This window comes from Sphingomonas sp. BL-S-29 (genome assembly GCF_055521495.1).
In genome coordinates this window covers 1,649,013-1,668,467 of the sequence record NZ_CM145482.1, presented here as the reverse complement: position 1 = coordinate 1,668,467, position 19,455 = coordinate 1,649,013, and the positions used below count along the sequence as shown (strand labels likewise).

Genomic DNA, 19,455 nt, shown 5'->3' with positions numbered 1-19,455 from the left:
GCGGGACCCTGGGCTCGCCGGGCGGGATCAGCGGGCTAAATAGCGATCGACCGCCGCGCGATAGCGCCGGCTGAGACGCAGATCGGCGCCGCAGGTCAGGCGCAGCACGGCATCTCCATGCGCGGCCGGGCGGATTTCGGCCAGCCGGTCGAGACGGACGATCGCCGAGCGATGCACGCGGGCGAACGCTTCCGCCGGCAGCCGCGCCTCGAGCGAGGCGAGCGATTCATTGAGCAGCGCGGCGCGGCCGCCGGCATTGACCTCGGCATAATCCCCCGCCGCCGCGATCCAGTCGATCTGGTCGAGCGGGATCAGCCTGACGCTGCCATGCGACCGCACCACCAGCCCGGGCGGCCCGGCCAGCCCGTCCAGCATCCCGCGCAGCCTGGCGCCGTGCGGCGCGCCGGTCGCGAGCTGGCGGCAGACCCGTTCGAGCACGCGACCGATGCGCAGATCGTCGAACGGCTTGAGCAGATAATCGAGCGCCTCCACCTCGAACGCCCGGACCGCATGCTCGTCGAACGCGGTGACGAAGACGGTGAGCGGCATGGTCTCCACGCCGACTGCCTCGATCACGTCGAAACCGGTCATTTCCGGCATCTGGACGTCGAGGAACACGAGATCCGGTCGCAGCGCACCGATCGCCTCGACCGCGGCGCGGCCATGATCCGCCTCGCCCACCACTGCGAACCCGCCATGCGCCTCGATCGGCGCGCGTACCGCGCGGCGAGCGAGCGGCTCGTCGTCGACGATCAGGGTGCGGATCATCGCGGCATCACGACGGTCACGCGGAAACCGCCGCCCGGCGCGGTGTCGATGGCGAGCGACTGGCGGTCGCCATAAAGCTGGCGCAGGCGCAGCCGGGCATTGCCGAGCCCGACGCCTTCGACGATCTCGGCGGCGCCCTTGCCGTCGTCGGCCACGATCAGCCGCAGCTGCCCGTCCTGAAGTGCCGCCTCGATCGTCAGCGTGCCGCCCGCCACGACCGGCGCGATGCCGTGCCGCACCGCATTTTCCACCAGCGGCTGGAGCAGCAGGGCCGGCACCGGCACGACCAGCGCCTCGGGCGCGATGCGCCGGACGATACGCAACCGCGAGCCCAGCCGCGCCTCCTCGATCGCCAGATAGGCGTCGGTGAAGTCGAGCTCGTCAGCGAGCGCGGCACGCTGCGACCGGTGCTGGTCGATCGACAGCCGCAACAGGTCGCCGAGCCGCGCGATCAGCCGCTGCGCGGTGACCGGATCGTCCGGCACCAGCGCGGAGATGGCGTTGAGCGTGTTGAACAGGAAATGCGGCTGGAGCTGCGCCCGCAGCGCCGCCGTCTCGGCTTCGGCGAGCCTTGTCTCCAGCCGGGCGGCGGCGACCTCGCGGTCGCGCAGGGTGCGATAGGCACGCGCGCCGAGCACGATCCCGACGATGATCGCGTAGATCATCAGCTGAACATGGATGCTGCTGGTGAGCTTGAGCAGCAACAGGTCCTTGCTCCACGGCGCCCAGGCCGCCTTGCCGTACACCATCGCGTTGAGCGACGCGTAAAGCGCCGAGTGCAGCACCGCGACGCCAACGCCCGCACCGAGATGGATCGCGAGCAGCCGTGCGATGCGCCGCTCCCCGGCGAAGCGGCGCGCCACCGCCACCACCAGCGGCGTCAGCACCGCCCAGGCCGAATACCAGGCGACGCCATTGCCGAAGGCGGGCAGCCAGGGTTGCGGCGTTCCGGCGGTGAGCCCGGCGACATAGCCCTGGACCGAGGTGATCAGCGCGATGACGAGCCAGATCGCCCAGATTCCGGCGAACCGGACGAGCGCGTTTCCCCTGGGCGGCTGTCCTGTGACTGGCGCGATCATGCCCGATTCATGCCCGATCGGCGCGACGCGGGATAGACGCGATTCCGCCGCGGTCCCGGCGCCGATGGAAAAGAAGCTTGTCATTGCCGAACGACTCGGATATGGAAAAGAAGCTTTCCATAGGAGGCCCCAAAATGACTTCGGAACAGTGGCGCGTGATCCGCGTCGCGCTGGCGGCGCAGCTCGGCTGGACGCTGGCCTATATCGCCGTCCTGCTGGCGGCCGTGCTGCTCGCGTTCAAGGTCGACGGGCTCGATGCGTGGCGTAGCGCCGTCATGCTGGTGCCGCTGATCCCCGCCGCGGGGCTGCTGCGCGCCACCGTCCGGCAATTCCGCAGGATGGACGAGATGCTGGTGCGCAAGCAGCTCGAAGCCGTGGCCTGGGCGTTTGGCGCGGCGCTGTTCCTGATGGTCGCCTATGCCCTGCTCGAAGTGGTCGGCTGGCCCCGGCTGCCGATGTACGTGCCGCTGATCCTGCTCAGCCTGATCTGGACCGGGTGCATCTGGACTCAGTGGTTCCGTTACCGGTGAGGAACCGGCTAAAGGCATTGAGGGCGGAGCGGGGCTGGTCCCAGGTCGATCTGGGGGCGCTGCTCAAGGTCTCGCGACAGACGGTCAACGCGATCGAGAATGGCCGATACGACCCGAGCCTGCCGCTCGCCTTCGATATTTCCAAGGTATTCGGGATGACGATCGAAGAGCTGTTCTTTCCGGACTGACGTTTCGTTCGAGGTACGACCGTTGCCGGATTGTCGGCCCGAACGCGACAAGCAGCGTGGAAGTGCCGGGCGTCACGAGCTTTTCCGAGGCGCAATGACCCGACCCGCGACCGGCAAATAACGGCGTCAAGCATCGATCCGGATAGAACGGATTCCGGATAGACTTTGCTGTCGATATTGGCGGCAGTTCTGCAAGACTGCGCGTCACACCAGGCGTACATTTCAAGAATATAGTTCAGGCGATCGAGTCGTCGTCCAAGACATGGTGCCATTCCATTAATGGATTGCGCGTCCGGCGTCTGCGCGTTTTCTGAGAAAACGAGATGGAGAGGCTTGATATGTCTTATATACCAAAAGGGCGGCTTACGGCCCTCCATGGAAGCGTCGCCATGTTGCTTGTCATGGGCACGCTGGCCGCCGTCCCCACAGCCTCGGCGCAATCGGGCAGCCTGCAGGCGTCCGGGCCGCTGGTCCGCCAGGATTTCTCCGATTGCGGCAACAACAATGTCGACGGTTCCAACCCCGCGAACAATGGCGGCCAGGTGACGATCACCCAGACCGACGCCGGGGACACCACCGCCGCGGTGCAGATCAGCCGCGGCACGCCCAACACCTCCTATGATTTCTACTGGAAATGCCAGCGCGGGCTGGGCCAGGTTCGTACCGACGCCAGCGGCACGGGCAGCGCGAGCTTCGCCTTCAAGGCGGGCGCCGGATCGACCCTGACCTTCGACATGTATCCCGCCGGCGCCCCTCCCGGGAACAAGTTCCAGAGCGTGCGGATCACGCCGGTGCGCGTCACCACCCAGCGCAAGTCGGTCCTGCAATTGAGCGCGACCGAACTGGCCAGCCTGCGCAAGGGCGTCGCGCAGATGAAGGCGTGGAACAGCGAGCCGCGCGGCAGCGCCAATTTCCGCCGCAGCTGGATCTACTGGGCGAACATGCATGCCTATTTCGGCACCGGATGCGCCAATGTCTCGGGGCTGAGCGCCGCGGGCATGAGCGGGCTGACGGCCCAGGCGAAGAGCAATGCCGACGAGAATGCGACCTGGTGCACCTGCCAGCACGGCACGATCCAGTTCCTGACCTGGCACCGCATGTTCCTCTATTATTTCGAGCAGGTGCTGCAGAGCGCGGCGGGCGACGCCAATCTCCGGCTGCCCTATTGGGACTATGAGTCCAACGCCCAGATGCCGGCCGCCTATCGCGACCAGACCTATGTGAATTCGGGCGGCCAGACCGTGGCCAATCCGCTCTACATCCCCAACCGCCAGGCGCAGCTGAACGCGGGCACGAGCAACCTCGCCCCGTCGGTCGTCTCGACCACCAATGCGATGCAGCAGACCAGCTACAGCCCCTTCAACGGCGCGATCGAGCAGACGCCGCACGGGGCGGTGCACTGCGCGGTCGGCGTGGCGAACTGCCCGACCGGCTATATGGGCGCGGTGCCGGCGGCGGGGAACGACCCGATCTTCTACACTCACCACACCAATATCGACCGGCTCTACGAATGCTGGCTGCAGGTGAACCAGGCGGCGCGGCTGCCGAACAACCCGAACCAGCTGGGCACCAATTTCAACTTCATCGACGGCAGCGGGGCGCTGGTGACGCGCACGGTGAAGGACATGCTCACCACCGCGCAGCTTGGCTACAGCTATGCCGGTGGTGGCGGCTGTCCGGCGACGCTGAAGATCAACCTGCCGACTGCGGTGCTCCAGGAGAAACCGTTACGCGTCTATCCCCTGGTCGGCCCGACCCCGTTGCAGCGCGGCACCACCGTGCTGCCGCTGAAGATCGCGCCCGAGATGAAGGCATCGATGCTGACCGCGACGCCGCAGAAGAATGGCGAGGCGCCGCGATCGGTGGTGGTGATCGACGGCTTCACCTATGACGAAGCGCCGGGCGTGCTCTACGAGGTCTATATCCAGGGCGCCGGGGGCAAGCGCGTGCTGCTGGGCGTGATCAACTTCTTCAACCTCACCGCGCCGCATGGCGACCATGGCGACATGGCCGGCATGACCGCGAACGCGCCTGACGAAAAGACCTTCGACGCGACCGAAGCGCTGAAGGCGCTGGGCAGCGACGACACCTCCCTGGTGATCGAGCCGAGCACCGGCGTGACGGGCACCACCCCCAATCTCGCCGCACGGCAGATCAGCCCGAAGGCCAATGTCCGCTTCAGTTCGGCACGGATCGAACTGCGCTAGCACCGGCATCCCCTCCCCGGGTGCTGGCCGCCGACGGCCGCCGGAATGCGAATTCCGGCGGCCAAGGCATTTCCACCCCTCCGGATTGACGTTTTTCCCCACGAAATCGCCGCCCATGCGCGCGATCCTGCAATCTTCGCCCTCCCCTTGCGGGTGCTGCGCCGCAGCATAGACTGCACGCTCGACTCAAGGGGGAGAGAGATGGTCCGACCGTTGCTCAAGTGCGTGATCGCCGGCAGCCTGGCGGCGGCGTTCGGTGCCTCCCCCGTTTCCGCGCAGGTGGTTCATGACGGCGCCCCCACCGCGGCGATCGCCGGTTCGGTGACGGTGCCGGCGGGCGCGACCACGCTCTATGTCAGCGGGTTGCTGCCCGATCCCGTCCCCGGCACGGCGGAAACCGATCCTGGCCGCTGGGGCAATACGGAGACCCAGGCGCGTTCGGTGTTCGCCAAGATCAAGGCGGCGCTCGCGGCGAAGGGCATGGGGCCGGGCGATGTAGTGATGATGCGCGTCTATCTGGCCGCCCCGCCCGGCGCGCCGGCGATGGATTTCGCGGGGATGATGACCGCGTACAAGGAAGTGTGGGGCACCCCGGACCAGCCGCTCAAGCCGGCGAGGGTGACGGTGCAGGTCGCTGCCCTGGTCGCGCCGCACTATCTCGTCGAGGTCGAGGTGACCGCGGCCAAGGTCCCCGCCAAGTGACGACGCGCCGGGCCTTCCTGCAGGCGATGGGAAGGGCCGGCGGCTATAGCGCGGTCTATCTGTCGATGCAGGCGATGGGCCTGCTGGCCACGCCAGCCACGGGCGCGACGCGGATCGTCGACCTGCCGGCGGGATCGGGCACCGGGCGCTCCGTCGCGATCCTGGGGGCGGGCATCGCCGGGCTGGTCGCCGCCTATGAACTGGGCAAGGCGGGGTACAAGGTCACCGTGCTCGAGGCGCGCGGGCGAGTCGGCGGGCGGGTCTGGTCGATCCGCGGCGGCGACCGGATCGAGCAGACCGGGCGCGAGGACCAGATCTGCACCTTCGACAACGGATTCTATTTCAATGCGGGCGCGGCCCGGCTGCCGACCGCGCATACCGCGATCCTGGGCTATGCCCGGGAATTCGACGTGCCGATCGAAGTGATGGTCAACGTCAACCGCGCCGCCCGGCTCGATTTCGGCGGCCGCTCGATCACGGAGCGCCAGGCGGTCAACGACACCAAGGGCCGCTTCGCCGAGCTGATCGCCAAGGCGCTGGACCAGGGCGCGCTCGATGCGCAGGTGACTCAGGCGGACCGCGAGAAGCTGCGCGCCTATCTCCAGCAATGGGGGGCGCTCGACCCCAAGGGCGTCTATCGCGGATCGGACCGGGCGGGCTTTCGCGACAATCCCGGCGGCTATGCCAATCCCGGCGTTCCGATGGATCCGCTGACGCTCGACCAGATCGTCGCCGACGGTTTCTGGGGCGGCGGGCTGACCTTCGAGGAGACGTTCGACCAGCAGGCGCCGATGTTCCAGCCGGTCGGCGGCATGGATCGCATCGCCTATGCGATCTATGCGCGGGTGAAGGACGATGTGCGGCTCAACACGCCGGTCAAGGCGGTGCGGCCGATGGCGCGCGGCGTGCGCGTGCTGCTGGCGGACGGCGGCGCGGTCGAGGCGGATTATTGCCTCTGCACCCTGCCCGCCACCATGGTGAAGAAGATCGACATGCCGCTGTCGCCGGCGAAGAAGGCGGCGCTGGCCAACACCGTCTATGCGCCCTCCGCCAAGGTCGCCTGGGAAGCGCCGCGCTTCTGGGAGCAGGAAGGGATCTATGGCGGCCTCGCCTTCACCGACGCGCCGAGCCAGCTCATCTGGTATCCGAGCGGCGGGTGGAATGCGCCCAAGGGCATCCTGATCGGCGCCTATGCCGCGGGCGGCCTGGGCAACGCGACGTCCTTTTCCGGCATGCCGCATGCGCAGCGGCTGCAGGTCTCGCGCGAGGTGATCGAGCGGATGCATCCGGGCAAATCGGCCTTGCTGACCAAGGGCGTGACGGTCGCGTGGAACGAGACGCCGTGGAGCGAAGGCATCGCCGCGCGCTGGACGCCGGAGCAGCGCAAGACCGATTATGCCGAATTGTGCCGGCCGGAGGACCGTATCTTCTTCGCGGGCGAGCATCTGAGCTATATCGGCGCGTGGCAGGAAGGCGCCGCACTGTCCGCGCACGAAGCGATGAGCCTGCTCCATACGCGCATGGTCGCGGACCGGATGACGAGCAGCAAGCTGGCCTGAGCCCCTTTCCCGATCCCCACAACCTCCGATGAACCGCGGGTCCAGAGCGGGTTCAGATGCGTTGTGCCACCTCTTGGCCAGATTCACAGCCAGAGGAGCATAAGCCATGGCCGGAAAGACCCATCTCACGCTGAGGCTCGCCAGCGCCACCGCGCTTGCCCTCGTGCTTGCCGCGTGCGGGCAGCAGGCCCGACAGGCGAGCGTCGACGCGCCCACCAACACGCAAGCCGCAGCGGCGCTGCCGCCGCTGCCCGTCGTCCAGCCGCTGGCCGAGGGACCGGCGACACCGATCCGTTCCGCCCCGCGCGCCGCCGCGCTGCCGGCGGTACAGCGGCTCGGCTATGCCGACGCGCCCCATGACGATCGCTACGCCTGGATCGACCGTGCCGACTGGATCAGCGACACGATCGGCGACGCCCCGCCCGATTATTATTTCGACTATGACGGTGTCGAGCCCTGGGCGTGGGAAACCAGCGGCGATTACGTGACCTATGCCGAGCCGATCGATGACGGCTATCGCTATTATTATTACGAGCCGGGCGCCGACTATCCGTATCTCGTGCGCGATCCTTCCTACACCTATGGCTATCGCGACGGTCGGATCGCCAGCGTCTATGACCGGCAGGGCCGCTATCTCGCGGCGGCCGAGGCGCAGCGCCAGGCCGAGGCGGCGTCGCGCTATTATGCCCGGGCACAGGCGTTGCGCGCGGCGGCGCGGGACCGCGACCGTCGCGGCGTGGCCGCGGCGCAATGGGCGGCACGCCGCCCGGTGATCGCGGCGGCCCGTACCGACTGGCGCGACGCGCGGCAGCGGGTGCCGGACTGGCAGGCCTATCGCCAGCGCAATGCGGCCGAGGAAAGCCGGCGACTCCAGCCCGAGCGGATCGTCCGCGAACGGGCGGCGGAGCGCTTCGCCTCCTGGCAGCGCGAGGGCCGGACCGGGCCGCCGCCGCAGCTCTATGTGCCGGCCGATCGCGGCGGGGGCGCCCGGCAGATCGAGCAGGCGCGCCAGCAGGCACAGCGCGCGGCCGAGCTGCAGCAGCAGGCACAGCGCCAGATGGGGCAGCAGCGCGCCATCCAGGAGCGCCAGCAGCAACAGGCGGCACAGCAGCAGATACGCGACGCCCAGCGCGCGCAGGCCGATGCCCGGCGCGATGCCGCCGGGCAGCAGACGGCGGTGCAGCAGCAACTGCAGCTACAGGCTGCGCGGCGCGATCAGGCCCGGCGCGAGCATGTCCTCGAGGCTCAACGCGCCACCGAGCAGCGCGGTCAGCAGATGCGCCAGCAGCGCGACGCGCAACGCCAGCAGGTCGAACAACAGCGCGCCGCGCAGCAGCCCCAGCAGGCCCAGCAGCAAGCGGCGCAGCAACGCACGCAGCAGGCTCAGCAGCGCGCCGCCGAGCAGCGTGGTCAGCAAATGCAGCAGCAACGCGCGGCGCAGCGCCAGCAGGCCGAGCAGCAACGCGTCCAACGGGCCGCGCAGCAGCAACAAGCCCAGCGCGCCGCCGAACAGCGCGGCCAGCAGATGCAGCAGCAACGCGCGGCGCAGCGGCAACAGGCCGACCAGCAGCGGGCGCAACAACGCGCCGCCCAGCAGCAACAGGTGCAGCAACGCCAACAGGCGCAGCAGCAAGCGGCGCAGCAACGCGCGGCACAGCGCCAACAGGCCGACCAGCAGCGGGCGCAACAGCGCGCCGCCCAGCAGCAACAGGTGCAGCAACGCCAACAGGCGCAGCAGCAAGCGGCGCAGCAACGCGCGGCGCAACAGGCCCAGCAACAGGCGGCCCAGCAACAGCAGCGCGCCGCGCAACAGGCCCAACAGGCGCAGCAACGCGCCGCCGCGCAACGCCCACAGCCTGGCCCGGGGAACGGCAGGGACCACAATCGCTGACACGCTGCGCAGTTGAAGGGAGCCTGTGACGGTGTAGAGTTGGCGGCTCGTTCTTCATGGGGTGCGCCTTGATCGATCGTCGCCATGTCCTGGCCAGCGCCGCCGCCTCGGCGGCGCTGGCGGCCTACCCCGCCCCTGCCCGGACCGGGCGCACCGACTGGCATGCGCTGGCACGGGAGGTCCGCGCGGAGATGGCCTGGGCCTGGGCCGAATATCGCCAACTGGCCTGGGGCCAGGACGAGATCAGGCCAGTCTCGGGCACCAGCAAGTCCTTCCTGATTCCCGGCCAGACGGTCGGGCTGTCGATCGTCGAAGCACTCGACACGCTGTGGCTGATGGGGCTGGACGCCGAGCTCGAGGACGGGGTGCGCTGGATCAAGCAGTCGCTGCGCTTCGATCTCGACGGCGATGCGCAGGTGTTCGAGGCGACGATCCGGCTGGTCGGCGGGCTGCTCTCCGGCCATCTCGCGACCGGCGAGGCCAAGCTGCTCGAACTGGCGCATGATCTCGCGACGCGGATGATGCCCGCCTTCGATACGCCGACCGGCATGCCGATGCGCTACGTCAATCTCCGCACCGGCAAGACCCGCGATCCGCTGAGCTTCCCCGCCGAGATCGGCGGCGGGCTCGCGCCGGAATTCCTCACCTTGTCGAAACTCACCGGCGAGAAGCGCTTCGGCGAAGCGGCGGTCGACGCGATGCTCACGCTGTATGGGAAACGGTCGAAAATCGGCCTGCTCGCCGATACGATCGACGTGACCACCGGTGCCTGGACCACGCGCGTCGCCACCATCGGCCCGCCGACCGACAGCTATTTCGAATATCTGTGGGATACATGGGCGCTGACCGGAGATACGCGCCTGCGCGACGCGTACGCCAGTTGCACCGCCGCGATCCTGGTGCATCTCACCGACCGCACGACCGGCGACCTTTGGTTCGCCAATGTGGATTTCGAGACCGGCGAGAAGCTCGACCTGGTGCAGAGCGAGCTGTCCGCTTTCTATCCCGGGTTGCTCCGCGAGGGCGGCAAGCCCGGCGAGGCCAGAGCGGCGATGCGCGGCTGGGAAAAGGCGCAGGACAGGTTCGGCGTGCTGCCCGAGGCGTTCGATCCCACCAACTGGTCGATCACGTCCAGGGGCAATGCACTGCGCCCCGAGCTGGCCGATTCAGCCTTCACGCTCTGGCTGCACGATCGTGACGAGCATTGGCGGCAGGTCGCGCGGACGCACTTCCTTGCCATGAAACGCACGAGCAAGGTCGCCCATGGCTATTCCGGCCTGCGCGACGTCACCGTGGCCGGGGCATGGAACGATGCCTGCCCCGGTTACTGGTGGTCCGAGCAGATGAAATATTACTGGCTGATCTTCAGCGACTGTCCGCGCTTCGACTATCGCGACAATTATCTGTCGACCGAAGGCAATGTGCTGAAGGGGCTGAAGCGATGAGCCTTGAGGGCGGGTGCACCTGCGGCGTGGTGCGCTACCGGCTGAACGACGCGCCGATGTTCGTGCATTGCTGCCACTGTACGAGCTGCCAGACCGAAACCGGATCGGCCTTCGTGATCAATGCGCTGATCGAGGGGGATCGTATCGACCTGCTTGCCGGCGCGCCGAAAGCCGTGATGACTCCGTCGGAAAGCGGCGCGGGTCAGGAGATCATGCGCTGCCCCGACTGTCATGTCGCGTTGTGGAGCCACTATGCCACGCTCGGGCGCAAGCTGGCGTTCGTGCGCGTGGGTACGCTCGACGCGCCAGGCGCGGTGCCGCCCGACGTCCATATCTTCACCCGGTCGAAGCTGCCCTGGGTCGCGCTCCCCGAGGAGGTGCCGGCGGTGGAGATCTATTACGACCGCGCGGCGCTTTGGCCTGAAGCAAGCCTGATGCGGCGCGAAGCACTGGTCGCCTAGGCACGGATTGCCCCTTTTCGGTTCTATTCCCGCTGGACTCGGTACGGCAACGCATCACAGTTCGCGCTCGCTGGTCCTCCGGGAGAGACGAGATGGCGACCTTTTCGCTGACCGATGCGCTCCGCGTCGAATATAAGGCATTGTTCGACAGCTGCACCGTCAACCCCGCACGCGCAGCGGAGGTCGAAGCGCTGGTGGCCAAGCTCGTCGCGAACCGGGCCCGCTATGAGGCGGTCGGCGGGCCGCTCGGCATTCCCTGGCATTTCGTCGCCGTGATCCACAATATGGAAGCGAGCCAGAACTTCGCGAAACACCTGCACAATGGCGATCCGCTGACCGCGCGCACGAAACAGGTGCCCGCCGGCCGGCCGAAGACGGGATCGCCGCCCTTTACCTGGGAAGCCAGCGCGACCGACGCGCTGACGCTGGAGGGCTTCAACACATGGACCGACTGGTCGGTGGCGGGGGCGCTGTTCAAGCTGGAACGCTATAATGGCTCGGGTTACCGGCTATACCATCCGCAGGTGAAGTCGCCCTATCTGTGGAGCTTCTCCAACCATACCAAGGGCAAATATGTCGCCGACGGGACCTGGTCCGATACGGCGACCTCCGCGCAATGCGGGGCGGCGGTGCTGTTGCGGCGCATGGCGGAGAAACAGCTGATCGGCTTCACCGACGAGCCCCTGCCGTCCGTGGTCACCGGCCCGCTGGTCTCGCGTTTCGCCACCGCCAAGCCGACCGATCCGGCCGTGATCGCCGCCGGCATGACCCTGCAGACCTGGCTGGGCAGCTTCAAGGGTGTCGTCGTCAAGGTCGATGGCTGGTGCGGGCGCGGCACGTCGGACGCCTACAAGCTGGTGACCGGGCAGTATCTGCCGGGCGATCCCAAGGGCTGATCCTAGCGCCGCCCGCGATAGCTGGGGAGCGCGAGCCTCCAGTGGATCGCCGCCGCACGCAGGCCGAAGCCGGCGATCGCCGCCACCACCGCCGCGGCGAAGGCGGGGACGCCCGCCGACACCAGCGCGACGTGAAGTCCCGCGGCGAGCGCGGCGGCGGTCACGTACAGTTCGGGGCGCATCAGGATCGACGGCTCGCCCGCCAGCACGTCGCGGATGATGCCGCCGACACAGGCGGTCATCACCCCCATCAGCGCGGCCGGCACCGGCGGGATGCCGAACGCCAGCGCCTTGGCCGCGCCGAACACGGCATAAGCGGCGAGGCCGACGGCATCGAGCCAGTCGAGCGCCTTGTCCTGCCACCAGATCTGCGGCGCGATCCAGACCAGACCGGCGACCGCGAGGCAGATCGCGGCGACCAGCGGATCATGCACCCAGAAGACCGGCGCTCCGATCAGCAGATCGCGGACCGAACCGCCGCCCACGCCGGTGATCAGCGCGAAAAAGGCGGCGGTGACCAAGGTCTGTCCGCGCCGGGTCGCGGCGAGCGCGCCGGTGGTCGCGAACACCGCGATGCCGAACAGGTCGAGCCAGGGGAGGATCGATCCGAATTGCCAGGGGGCGTGGGGAAGCATGGCGCGTTCTATCGCCAGCGACGGCTCCGCGCAAAGGCGGCTGGAAACTCGGCGCGCGCTGCGACATAGCAGTGTCATGCAACGCTATCGCCCGTCGATGATCGCCCTTGCCATCTGCCTTGCCGCGCTTGCCGGTTTCGTCGATGCCCTTGCCTATTCGAGCCTTGGCGGTTTCTTCGCCTCGTTCATGAGCGGCAATACGACGCGGCTGGGCGTCGCCGTCGCGACCGAGCGCTATGACGAGGTGCGGATGGCCGGCGCGCTGCTGCTGAGCTTCGTCAGCGGGGTGATGATCGCGACGGTGATCGCGCGACGCTGGGCAAAGCACGCCCAGGCAGCGGTGATGATCGCGGTGACGCTGCTGCTTGGTCTCGCCGCGACGATCATGCATTTCGAGCCGAACACCAAGGCGCTGCTGCTGCTCGCCGCGGCGATGGGCGCGGAGAACGGCCTGTTCCTGCGCGATGGCGAAGTGAGCATCGGGCTCACCTATATGACCGGATCGCTCGTGCGTATGGCGCAGCGGCTGGCCGGGGCGCTGATGGGCGATGCGGACCGCTGGACCTGGCTGCGGTATCTGCTGCTGTGGCTCGGTTTCGTCAGCGGCGTGGTGATGGGGGCGCGCTGCTACGGCGCGTTCGACACCGGCGCGCTGTGGCTGGCGACCGGCGCGGCGGCGCTGCTGACGGTGGTGGTCGCGGTAATGGCGCGCGGCACGGAGCCGGTCGGGCCATGGGGTGCCCGGGCGGTTTAGGTAGCGGCTTTGCGGTTGAGGAACGCGATCACCGGCTCATCACAGGCCACGATATGGTCGCTGAGATCGAACACCTCGGATTTCAGGGCATGGCCGAGAGCTTCATCCCGATCGAGGATGCGGCCGAGATAGGACGTCGGATACATCGCTTCCGCCGCATCGACGAGGCCGACCTGATAGCTATTCTCGGCAATCCAGATACGAAAGGCAAAAGCCAGTCGATCGTCCGGTGTTGCGTCATCAGCCCAATCGCCAAACCCGACCAGTACGCTGACGAAATCATGCCCTTCCGAGTAGTCCGCAAAATATACTGCAAGGGCCGCTTCGTCTCGGCTGACGAAGCGGACCAGATGGGTGGTGACATCGCCGCAGCATTGGCAAGTCGACTGTGTCGGGGGCTCGAACTCGATCTGATCCTTCACCCCGCGCACCCCGTCAGATGTGGATCGGCTTGCCCAGCACTGCCATCGCGGCTTCCTTGATCGCTTCCGAATGCGTCGGATGGGCGTGGCAGGTATAGGCGATGTCCTCGGAGGTCGCGCCGAACTCCATGGCCTGCGCGGCCTGGGCGATCATCGTGCCGCCGACCGAGGCGATGATCCAGACGCCGAGCACCCGATCGGTCTTCGCATCCGCGATGACCTTCACGAAACCGTCGGGCTCGTGATTGGTCTTGGCGCGCGAATTGGCGAGCATCGGGAACTTGCCGACCTTCACCTCACCGCGCTCTTTAGCCGCCTCCTCGGTCAAGCCGACACCGGCGATCTCGGGATTGGTGTAGACCACGCTCGGGATCACATCATGGTTCACGATGCCGGTGAGACCGGCGATGTTCTCGGCGACCGCAATGCCCTCGTCCTCGGCCTTGTGCGCCAGCATCGGACCGGGGATGACGTCGCCGATCGCCCAGATGCCGGGTACCGACGTCTGGAAACGGTGGTCCGTCTCGACCTGGCCGCGCTGGTTGGTGGCGAGGCCCGCAGCGTCGAGGCCGAGGCCTTCGGTGTTGGGGCGGCGACCGATCGAGACGAGCACCGCATCGGCTTCGAGCGTCGCCGCTTCGCCACCGGCGGCTGGCTCGAGCGTGAGCGTGGCGGTGTCGCCACTAACGACCACGCCGGTGACCTTGGTCGAGAGGTGGAATTCCAGCCCCTGCTTCTTCATGATCTTGTTGGCTTCCTTGCGGACCTCGCCGTCGAAGCCCGGCAGGATCTGGTCGAGAAATTCGACGACCGTCACCTTCGCACCAAGGCGCCGCCAGACCGAGCCGAGCTCGAGCCCGATCACGCCGCCGCCGATCACCACCATATGCTTCGGCACCGCGGGCAGTTCGAGCGCGCCGGTCGAATCCACCACGATCTTCTGGTCGATGGTCACGCCCGGCAGCGGGGTGACCGAGGAGCCGGTCGCGATGATGATGTTCTTCGCGCGATATTCGCGATCGCCGACTTTGACGCTGTCCTTGCCGGTGAAGGTCGCGCGACCCTTGATCCACTCGACCTTGTTCTTCTTGAACAGGAACGCGATGCCGCCGGTGAGCTGCTTGACCGCGTCGAGGCGCTGGCCGTGCATCGTCTCCAAATCCAGGCTGGTCTCGACCTTCACACCGAGCTTGGCGAGCCGGCCGGACACTGCCTCATCATACAGGTCGGACGCGTGCAGCATCGCCTTAGACGGGATGCAGCCGACATTGAGGCACGTACCGCCCAGCGTCTCGCGGCTCTCGACGCAACCCGTCTTGAGCCCAAGCTGCGCGGCACGGATCGCGGCGACATAGCCGCCCGGGCCGGAGCCGATTACCAGGACGTCGAAATCATAGTCAGCCATTGTCTATCTCAATCGCATGGTGCGTAACGACACGTAAGCACTCCCGTTCGTCCTGAGTAGGGGCTGAGCTTGTCGAAGACCCGTATCGAAGGACATGGCGTGAGGCCTGTCCTGCGATACGCCATTTCGACAAGCTCAATGGCTACTCAGGACGAACGGCGGTGGGGTCAAAGGTCGATCAAAATCCGCGTCGGATCCTCGATCGCGTTCTTCAGCGCGACGAGGAAGGTCACGGCCTCGCGGCCGTCGATCAGGCGATGATCGTAGCTGAGCGCGAGGTACATCATCGGGCGGACCACGACCTGGCCGTCGCGGACGACCGGGCGATCCTCGATGCGGTGAAGGCCAAGCACCGCCGCTTGGGGCGGGTTGATGATCGGGGTCGACATCAGCGAGCCGAACACGCCGCCATTGGAGATAGTGAAGGTGCCGCCCTTCATCTCTTCCATCTTGAGCGTGCCGTCCTTGGCGCGCTTGCCGAAGTCGCCGATGGTGCGCTCGATCCCGGCGACCGAAAGCTGGTCGGCATCGCGCACGACGGGGACGACCAGGCCGCCCGGGCCCGACACCGCGACCGAGATATCGACATAATCGTGATAGACGATCTCATCGCCCTCGATCGAGGCGTTGACGCTGGGCACGTCCTTCAGCGCGAGGCAGGCGGCCTTGGCGAAGAAGCCCATGAAGCCGAGGCGGACGCCGTGCTTCTTCTCGAACAGATCCTTGTACCTGGTGCGCGCCTCGATCACCGCCGTCATGTCGACGTCGTTGAAGGTGGTGAGCATCGCCGCGGTGTTCTGCGCTTCCTTGAGGCGCTTCGCGATCGTCTGGCGCAGGCGCGTCATGCGCACGCGCTCTTCCTTGCGGCCGGTCGAGGCGGCGACCGAGGGCGCGACCTGCGGCTCGGCCGGGACTGCCGCCGCGACGGGAGCGGGCGCCGGCGCGGCCGAAGCGGCGGCGACGACATCGTCCTTGGTGATGCGGCCGTCCTTGCCGGTGCCCTTGACCGTCGAGGGATCGACGCCGTGCTCGAGCACCGCGCGGCGCACTGAAGGAGAGAGCGCGGCCGGGCCGTCACCGGCCGGCGCGGCGGGGGCCGGCGCAGCGGGAGCGGGCGCAGCGGGAGCAGCAGGTGCCGCGGTCACGGCAGGCTGCGGCGCCTCGGCGGCCTTGGGAGCGCCCGCGCCAGCGTCGATCGTCGCGATCATCGCGCCGACCTGGACGGTATCGCCGACCTTCACCGCCTGCTCCCCCATGACGCCGGCGACGGGGCTCGGTACCTCGACCGAGACCTTGTCGGTCTCCAGGCTGGCGATCGGCTCATCCATCGCCACGGCATCGCCGGGCTGCTTGAGCCATTCGCCGAGCGTCGCTTCAGTGATCGATTCGCCCAGGACGGGCACTTTTACTTCGGTTGCCATCTCTTACTTCCCTTGTTCCCCGGCGAAGGCCGGGGCCCAGTTACGCAGCGATCATTGGCGAGCGCCGCGAGTCATCACATCCGTTTCCCGACTGGGCCCCGGCCTTCGCCGGGGAACAGCCCCAATGCTTCAGCTCTTCCGCGTGCGGCGGATTTCTTCGCGGACATTATGGCCGAGCGCGTCAGCGACGAGCGCGGCCTGTTCCATCTGGTGACGCTTCATCAGGCCGGTCGCCGGCGATGCGGCGGCGGCGCGGCCGGCATAGCGCGCGCGCACCGGCTTGACCCCGGCCCCGACCAGGCATTCCTCGATGAACGGCTCGACGAAGCTCCACGCGCCGTTGTTCTTCGGCTCTTCCTGCGCCCAGACCACTTCTTCGAGGTTGGGCAGCTTCTGCAGGCGCGCGGTCAGCGGCTCGCTCGGGAAAGGATAGAGCTGCTCGACCCGGACGATCGCGGTGTTCTTGTCGCCGGCCGCATCACGCGCCTCCATCAGGTCATAAGCGACCTTGCCGGTGCACAGCACGAGTCGCCTCACGTCCAGGTCCGCCGGCGCCGAAGGATCGGACAACAGCCGCATGAAGTGGCTGTCGCCCTGGAAATCGGCCGCGCTCGATACCGCCAGCTTGTGGCGCAGCAGCGACTTGGGCGTGAAGATGATCAGCGGCTTGCGGAAGCTGCGATGCATCTGCCGGCGCAGCAGGTGGAAATAATTCGCCGGCGTGGTGCAGTTCGCGACCTGCATATTGTCCTGCGCGCACAGCTGCAGGAAACGCTCGACGCGTGCCGAGCTATGTTCCGGACCCTGGCCTTCATAGCCGTGCGGCAGCAGCATCACCAGGCCGTTGGCGCGCAACCACTTGGCCTCGCCCGACGCGATGAACTGATCGATCATGATCTGCGCGCCGTTCATGAAGTCGCCGAACTGCGCCTCCCACAGCACCAGGGTCTTCGGGTCGGCCAGCGCATAGCCATATTCGAAGCCGAGCACGCCATATTCGCTCAAGGGGCTGTCCAGCACCTCGAAACGGCCATGCTCGAGCTGCGCGAGCGGCAGATATTTGTGCTCGTCCTTCTGGTCGATCCACACCGCGTGGCGCTGCGAGAAAGTGCCGCGGCCCGAATCCTGCCCCGAGAGGCGGACGCCATAGCCTTCCGACAGCAGCGAGCCGTAAGCGAGCGCCTCGCCCGTCGCCCAATCGAAATTGGCGCCCGATTTGAACATCTCGCGCTTGGCGTCGATCACGCGGCCGAGCGTCTTGTGGATGGTCAGGTCGTCGGGAACCGTGGTCAGCGTGCGGCCGAGCGAGTCGAACAGCTTGGGTTCGATCCCGGTCTCGACATTGCGGCGCGCGCTCTCGGCATCGGCCGGCGCATGCAGGCCCGACCAGCGTCCGGCGAACCAGTCCGCCTTGTTCGGCTTGTAGCTCGCGCCCGCCTCGAATTCGCCTTCGAGCAGGGTCGTGAACTGCGCGATATTGTCGTCGATCCAGGCGCGATCGATCACGCCCTGCTCGATCAGCTTGGTACCATAGATTTCGCTGACCGGCGGATGCGCACGGATGCGATCGTACATCAGCGGCTGAGTGAAGCTCGGCTCGTCGCCCTCGTTATGGCCGAAGCGGCGATAGCACCACATGTCGATCACGATGTCGCGGTGGAAGCGCTGGCGGAACTCGATCGCCATCTTGGTGGCGAAGGTCACCGCCTCGGGATCGTCGCCATTGACGTGGAAGATCGGCGCCTGGACGCCCTTCGCCACATCCGACGGATAGGGCGACGACCGCGCGAATTGCGGGCTGGTCGTGAAGCCGATCTGGTTGTTGATGACGAAATGGATGCAGCCGCCGGTATTGTAACCGCGGATGCCGGAGAAGCCGAGGCATTCCCACACGATGCCCTGGCCCGCGAACGCCGCGTCGCCGTGAATCAGCACCGGCAGCGACGCCTTGTGCTCCTTCAGGTCGCCGGCGATCGTCTGGATCGCACGGACCTTGCCCAGCACGACGGGATCCTCGGCCTCGAGATGCGAGGGGTTGGCGACCAGCGACATATGCACGCTGATCCCGTCGAACTCGCGGTCGGTCGAGGTGCCGAGATGGTATTTCACGTCGCCCGAACCGGCCACGTCGTCGGGATTGTCGGAGCCGCCGCCGAATTCGTGGAAGATGATGCGGAACGGCTTGGCCATCACGTTGGACAGCACGTTCAGCCGGCCGCGATGCGCCATGCCGAACACGATCTCGCGCACGCCGAACTGACCGCCATATTTGATGACGCTTTCCAGCGCCGGGATCATGCTCTCGCCGCCGTCCAGGCCGAAACGCTTGGTCCCGACATATTTGCGGCCGCAGAATTTCTCCCACTGCTCGGCTTCGATCACCTTGTTGAGGATCGCCTTCTTGCCCAGCGGGCTGAACTCGATCGCCTTGTCCTTGCCTTCCATCCGTTCCTGGAGGAAGCGGCGCTCCTCCACGTCCGAGATGTGCATATATTCGAGGCCGACATTGCCGCAGTAATTCGCGCGCAGAATGCCGACGAGCTCCCGCACCGTCGCCCATTGCAGGCCCATGGTGCCGCCGAGATAGACCGGGCGGTCGAGATCGGTGTCGGAAAAACCGTGATATTCAGTGGTGAGATCGGCCGGCATCTCGCGCTTGGACAGGCCGAGCGGATCGAGATTGGCGGCAAGATGGCCGCGCACGCGATAGGTGCGGATCAGCAGCATCGCACGGATCGAATCCGCGGCGGCACGGACGATGTCGTCCTGCGAGGGCGCGGGCGCGGCCGGTGCCGCGGCAGGCTTGGCGCCGCCCTTGGCGGGCTTGGGCGCCGGCTCCATCTGGGTCGGGTCGAGCGCCGCGGTCAGATCGTCGGTCGAGCTGAGCGGCCAGTTGGACTGGCTCCAGCTCGGGCCGGTCGCATTGCCCTCAAGGCCTTCGAAAAAGCCGCGCCAGCCCGGCTCGACGCTGTCCGGAGACACTTTGTACCGCGCGTAGAGCGCATCGATGAACGCCGGGCTCACGCCCCCGGCGATGTCAGCGAAATCCTGGCCTTCGTAGCCCATTGGCTGTTCCTCGGCGCATCCCTGGG

Annotated in this window: 17 protein-coding genes; 10 read left to right on the top strand and 7 right to left on the bottom strand. The window is 67.2% G+C overall.

Annotated elements, in window-relative coordinates; translation table 11 throughout:
* Positions 1-27: 27 nt before the first annotated feature.
* Together ACZ1I2_RS07980 and ACZ1I2_RS07975 are read right to left on the bottom strand one after the other, a co-directional pair.
* Entirely contained in the window at positions 28-768 is a 741-nt protein-coding gene (locus ACZ1I2_RS07980; protein ID WP_465170211.1) for a LytR/AlgR family response regulator transcription factor, read from the bottom strand.
* The gene (locus ACZ1I2_RS07975; protein WP_465174487.1) at positions 765-1,931 is read right to left on the bottom strand and encodes a sensor histidine kinase; all 1,167 of its coding nucleotides are present in this window, start codon (positions 1,929-1,931) and stop codon (positions 765-767) included. The genes ACZ1I2_RS07980 and ACZ1I2_RS07975 overlap by 4 nt, the downstream gene beginning before the upstream one ends.
* Before the next feature lie 50 nt (positions 1,932-1,981).
* Here ACZ1I2_RS07975 and ACZ1I2_RS07970 point away from each other — a divergent pair, with 50 nt between their 5' ends.
* The 9 genes from ACZ1I2_RS07970 to ACZ1I2_RS07930 all read left to right on the top strand — a co-directional run bounded on the left by ACZ1I2_RS07970 (position 1,982) and on the right by ACZ1I2_RS07930 (position 11,726).
* A complete protein-coding gene (locus ACZ1I2_RS07970; protein ID WP_465170213.1) occupies positions 1,982-2,377 on the top strand; it encodes a hypothetical protein in 396 nt (131 codons plus the stop codon).
* Complete coding sequence (locus ACZ1I2_RS07965) at positions 2,374-2,565, top strand: helix-turn-helix transcriptional regulator (RefSeq protein WP_465170214.1); 192 nt, start codon at positions 2,374-2,376, stop codon at positions 2,563-2,565. The genes ACZ1I2_RS07970 and ACZ1I2_RS07965 overlap by 4 nt, the downstream gene beginning before the upstream one ends.
* Before the next feature lie 389 nt (positions 2,566-2,954).
* Positions 2,955-4,772, top strand: a complete 1,818-nt coding sequence (locus ACZ1I2_RS07960) for a tyrosinase family protein (RefSeq protein ID WP_465174488.1) — start codon at positions 2,955-2,957, stop codon at positions 4,770-4,772.
* Between the two features lie 201 nt (positions 4,773-4,973).
* Positions 4,974-5,474 (top strand): Rid family hydrolase, encoded by a 501-nt coding sequence (locus ACZ1I2_RS07955; RefSeq protein WP_465174489.1) that lies wholly within the window; start codon positions 4,974-4,976, stop codon positions 5,472-5,474.
* Positions 5,471-7,033 (top strand): flavin monoamine oxidase family protein, encoded by a 1,563-nt coding sequence (locus ACZ1I2_RS07950; protein ID WP_465174490.1) that lies wholly within the window; start codon positions 5,471-5,473, stop codon positions 7,031-7,033. Before ACZ1I2_RS07955 ends, ACZ1I2_RS07950 begins: the two co-directional genes overlap by 4 nt.
* Positions 7,034-7,139: 106 nt before the next feature.
* A complete protein-coding gene (locus ACZ1I2_RS07945) occupies positions 7,140-8,924 on the top strand; it encodes a hypothetical protein (RefSeq protein WP_465174491.1) in 1,785 nt (594 codons plus the stop codon).
* Between the two features lie 68 nt (positions 8,925-8,992).
* Entirely contained in the window at positions 8,993-10,369 is a 1,377-nt protein-coding gene (locus ACZ1I2_RS07940; protein ID WP_465174492.1) for a glycoside hydrolase family 47 protein, read from the top strand.
* On the top strand, positions 10,366-10,830 hold the full coding sequence (locus ACZ1I2_RS07935; protein ID WP_465170220.1) for a GFA family protein: 465 nt from the start codon (positions 10,366-10,368) through the stop codon (positions 10,828-10,830). The genes ACZ1I2_RS07940 and ACZ1I2_RS07935 overlap by 4 nt, the downstream gene beginning before the upstream one ends.
* Before the next feature lie 92 nt (positions 10,831-10,922).
* Positions 10,923-11,726, top strand: coding sequence for a hypothetical protein (locus ACZ1I2_RS07930; RefSeq protein WP_465174493.1), 804 nt, complete (start codon positions 10,923-10,925; stop codon positions 11,724-11,726).
* A gap of 2 nt (positions 11,727-11,728) precedes the next feature.
* On the opposite strand, the gene ACZ1I2_RS07925 is transcribed toward ACZ1I2_RS07930, so the two are convergent.
* Positions 11,729-12,361 (bottom strand): trimeric intracellular cation channel family protein, encoded by a 633-nt coding sequence (locus ACZ1I2_RS07925; protein WP_465174494.1) that lies wholly within the window; start codon positions 12,359-12,361, stop codon positions 11,729-11,731.
* A 76-nt stretch (positions 12,362-12,437) separates the two neighbouring features.
* On the opposite strand from ACZ1I2_RS07925, the gene ACZ1I2_RS07920 reads away from it, so the two are divergent.
* Positions 12,438-13,115 carry a YoaK family protein gene (locus ACZ1I2_RS07920; protein WP_465174495.1) on the top strand — a complete coding sequence of 226 codons (678 nt, stop codon included), beginning with the start codon at positions 12,438-12,440 and terminating at the stop codon, positions 13,113-13,115.
* Here ACZ1I2_RS07920 and ACZ1I2_RS07915 read toward each other — a convergent pair.
* From ACZ1I2_RS07915 to ACZ1I2_RS07900, 4 genes are all read right to left on the bottom strand, one after another.
* Positions 13,112-13,537, bottom strand: a complete 426-nt coding sequence (locus ACZ1I2_RS07915; protein WP_465170224.1) for a hypothetical protein — start codon at positions 13,535-13,537, stop codon at positions 13,112-13,114. The two genes, ACZ1I2_RS07920 and ACZ1I2_RS07915, sit on opposite strands and share 4 nt — an antisense overlap.
* Positions 13,538-13,550: 13 nt before the next feature.
* Entirely contained in the window at positions 13,551-14,942 is a 1,392-nt protein-coding gene (gene lpdA / locus ACZ1I2_RS07910; protein ID WP_465174496.1) for a dihydrolipoyl dehydrogenase, read from the bottom strand.
* Between the two features lie 167 nt (positions 14,943-15,109).
* Positions 15,110-16,363 (bottom strand): 2-oxoglutarate dehydrogenase complex dihydrolipoyllysine-residue succinyltransferase, encoded by a 1,254-nt coding sequence (gene odhB / locus ACZ1I2_RS07905; protein ID WP_465174497.1) that lies wholly within the window; start codon positions 16,361-16,363, stop codon positions 15,110-15,112.
* Between the two features lie 129 nt (positions 16,364-16,492).
* On the bottom strand, positions 16,493-19,429 hold the full coding sequence (locus ACZ1I2_RS07900; protein WP_465174498.1) for a 2-oxoglutarate dehydrogenase E1 component: 2,937 nt from the start codon (positions 19,427-19,429) through the stop codon (positions 16,493-16,495).
* Positions 19,430-19,455: the final 26 nt, after the last annotated feature.